This window comes from Paracoccus sp. S4493 (assembly GCF_000967735.1).
Classification (GTDB): Bacteria; Pseudomonadota; Alphaproteobacteria; order Rhodobacterales; family Rhodobacteraceae; genus Paracoccus; species Paracoccus marcusii.
On sequence record NZ_JXYF01000085.1, the window covers coordinates 1 to 2,466 of the forward strand.

Sequence of the window (2,466 nt, forward strand, 5' to 3'; positions counted from 1 at the left end):
GCCCGCGCCCGGCCGCCCGCGGCGGGATCGCCGATCTGCCGCGCCAGCGCGTCCAGCGCGTCCATCGCCTTGGGCAGCGGCGCCGCGCCCGGCTGATAGAAGGGCAGGGACAGGACCGGGGCGATCGCCTCCATCCGCGCCTGATAGCGGGTGTAGTAGGGAGAGCTGAGGATCAGCGTCGGGCGGACCAGCTGCAGCAGTTCAAAGTTCGGCGCGCCGCGCAGGCCCAGATCGGTGACCGTGTCGGGGATGGCGGGGACGCCCACATCGGCGCGAAAGCGGATCAGCTCGGCCGCGGCGACCGGCATGTGGCCCAGGGCGGTCGCGGTCTCCAGCATCGCCCAGTCAATCGCGGCCAGGCGCGGGCCCGCCTCTGCGCGCAAAGGCAGGCCCGCCGCCAGCAGGATGCCGGCGGCGGTCAGAAAGGCGCGGCGGTCGGGCCGGGGCGATATGGCCCCGCGCCCTACCACGTGTAGGCGACCTTGGCGGCGACGCTGCGCCCTTCGCCGTAGTAGCAGCCGAAGGAGCCGCAATTGGCGAGATAGACCTCGTCGGTGACGTTGTTCAGGTTCACGCTGGCCTCGATGTTGCCGCGGGTATAGGTCGCGGCCAGATCGACCAGGGTGACGCTGTCCAGGTCGAACGTGTTCCCGAAATCGCCCTTGCGTTCGCCGATATGGCGGATGCCGCCCCCGGCGCGCAGCCCGTTCCCGAAATCGCGGTCCAGCCACAGGCTGGCCAGATGGCGCGGCGCGTTGGGCATTTCCAGCCCGTCCTCTGGGCCGCCCTTCTGCTCGGTCTCGTTGAAGGCATAGCTGGCGCGCAGGTCCCATGCGGCGCTCAGTGCGGCGGTGGCCTCCAGCTCCAACCCCTTGGAGCGAACCTCGCCCACCTGGCGGCGGCGCCCCTGGCCCAGGTTGCGCACCAGGTTCTGTTGGGTCAGGTCATAGACGGCGGCGCTGAACAGCCCGTCAAAGCCCGCGGGCTGATACTTGACCCCAACTTCCCACTGCTTGCCCTCGGTCGGGTCCAGCGTCTCTCCAGTGGTGTCGTCGATGCCAATGGTCGGGTCGAACGAGGTCGAATAGCTGGCATAGGGCATCACGCCGTTCGCCAGGACATAGCCCAGGCCAACTCGGCCCGTGGTCGCGCTGTCGGACTGGTCGATGGGGGTGTCGCCGTCAAAGTTCGTGAACTTCGTCCCCGTCTGTTCGGTCCAATCCTGACGGATGGCCAGGCTGCCGCGCCAGTTACCGACGGTGATCTCGTCCTGGGCATAGAGGCCGACCTGCTTCTGGCTGATGTCGGAGATGCTGGTGTACCAGGCCGGCGTCGCAGGCAGCCCGCCATAGACCGGGTCGGAAACGTCGATGGGCTGGCCGAAGAAGAACTGCGTTGTCGTGTCGGCATCGTACTGCCGGATGTCCAGCCCCAAGAGCAGGTCATGGGTCACGCTGCCGGTGGTGATGCTGTTCGACAGGCGGGTGTCCAGGTTCAGGCCTGTCGTGGATTCGTTCTGGAAATTCGCGCCGCGCGTGACCGACAGGCCGTCGTCGGTCAGGCCGCTGACATAATGTCCGGTATAGGTCCAGTCGAACCGTTCGGCCCGGAAGCCCTGCGACAGGGTCCAGCCGTTGTCCATCTGGTGACTGATCTCGATGCCCAGGTTCGCCATATCGCGGTCGCTGTCGTCGAAGCCCGGTTCTCCGAAATAGGTGTCGCGCAGGGCCTTGCCGTCGCCGGTCTGCGTCAGCGCAAAGGGTACGCCGGGGGGCGAGATGGGCGCGTCCTTGGTATAGGACGCGATCACGTCCACGGTCGTCGCGTCGTCGGGAGCATAGCGCAGCGCCGCGCCCAGATATCCGCGTTCGTTGGTCAGTTCGCGGATCTGCGTCTTGCTGTCGCGCAGGATGCCGGTCAGGCGCCAGGACAGGGTCGGGCTTGCCACGCGGTTCAGGTCGAAGAAGGTCTGCGCGCTGTCATTGCTGTCATAGCCCAGACCCGCTTCCGAAAAGTCGAAATCCTGTGCGCGCTTCTGAACCTGGTTGATGATCCCGGCGGGCGACCCGGCCCCGTAAAGGGACGAATTCGGGCCCTTGAGAACCTCGACCTGCTGCAGGCCATAGACCTCGAAGGCAGGCGATCCGAAATCGCGCAACTGGCGCAGGCCGTTGACGTATTGCGAACCGCGCGCCTCGAAGCCGCGCACGGTGGGGCTGTCGAAACGGGGGTCCGCGCCGAAGGGCTGGCCCACGACGCCCGCGGTGTAGTTCAGCGCCTGGCCCAGGGTCTGCGCGCCCTGATCCTCGATCTGCTGGCTGGTCACGACCGAGATCGACTGCTGCGTCTCGGCCACGGGGGTGTTCGATTTCGTGGCGACCTGCGCCTGTCCGCCGACATAGCCGTCCGCCTGGACGGACGCGTCCGAGGACGCTGTCAGCACGATCTCGTCCAGCAGGATCGGCT

Annotated in this window: 1 protein-coding gene and 1 pseudogene; both read right to left on the bottom strand. The window is 67.2% G+C overall.

Going from position 1 to position 2,466, the window contains the following annotated elements:
- A pseudogene (locus TW83_RS12465) lies at window positions 1-470 on the bottom strand (iron-siderophore ABC transporter substrate-binding protein); the annotation flags it as partial.
- A partial coding sequence (locus tag TW83_RS12470; protein ID WP_045983105.1) for a TonB-dependent siderophore receptor occupies window positions 464-2,466 on the bottom strand: 2,003 nt, incomplete at its 5' end. The pseudogene TW83_RS12465 and the gene TW83_RS12470, both read right to left, overlap by 7 nt.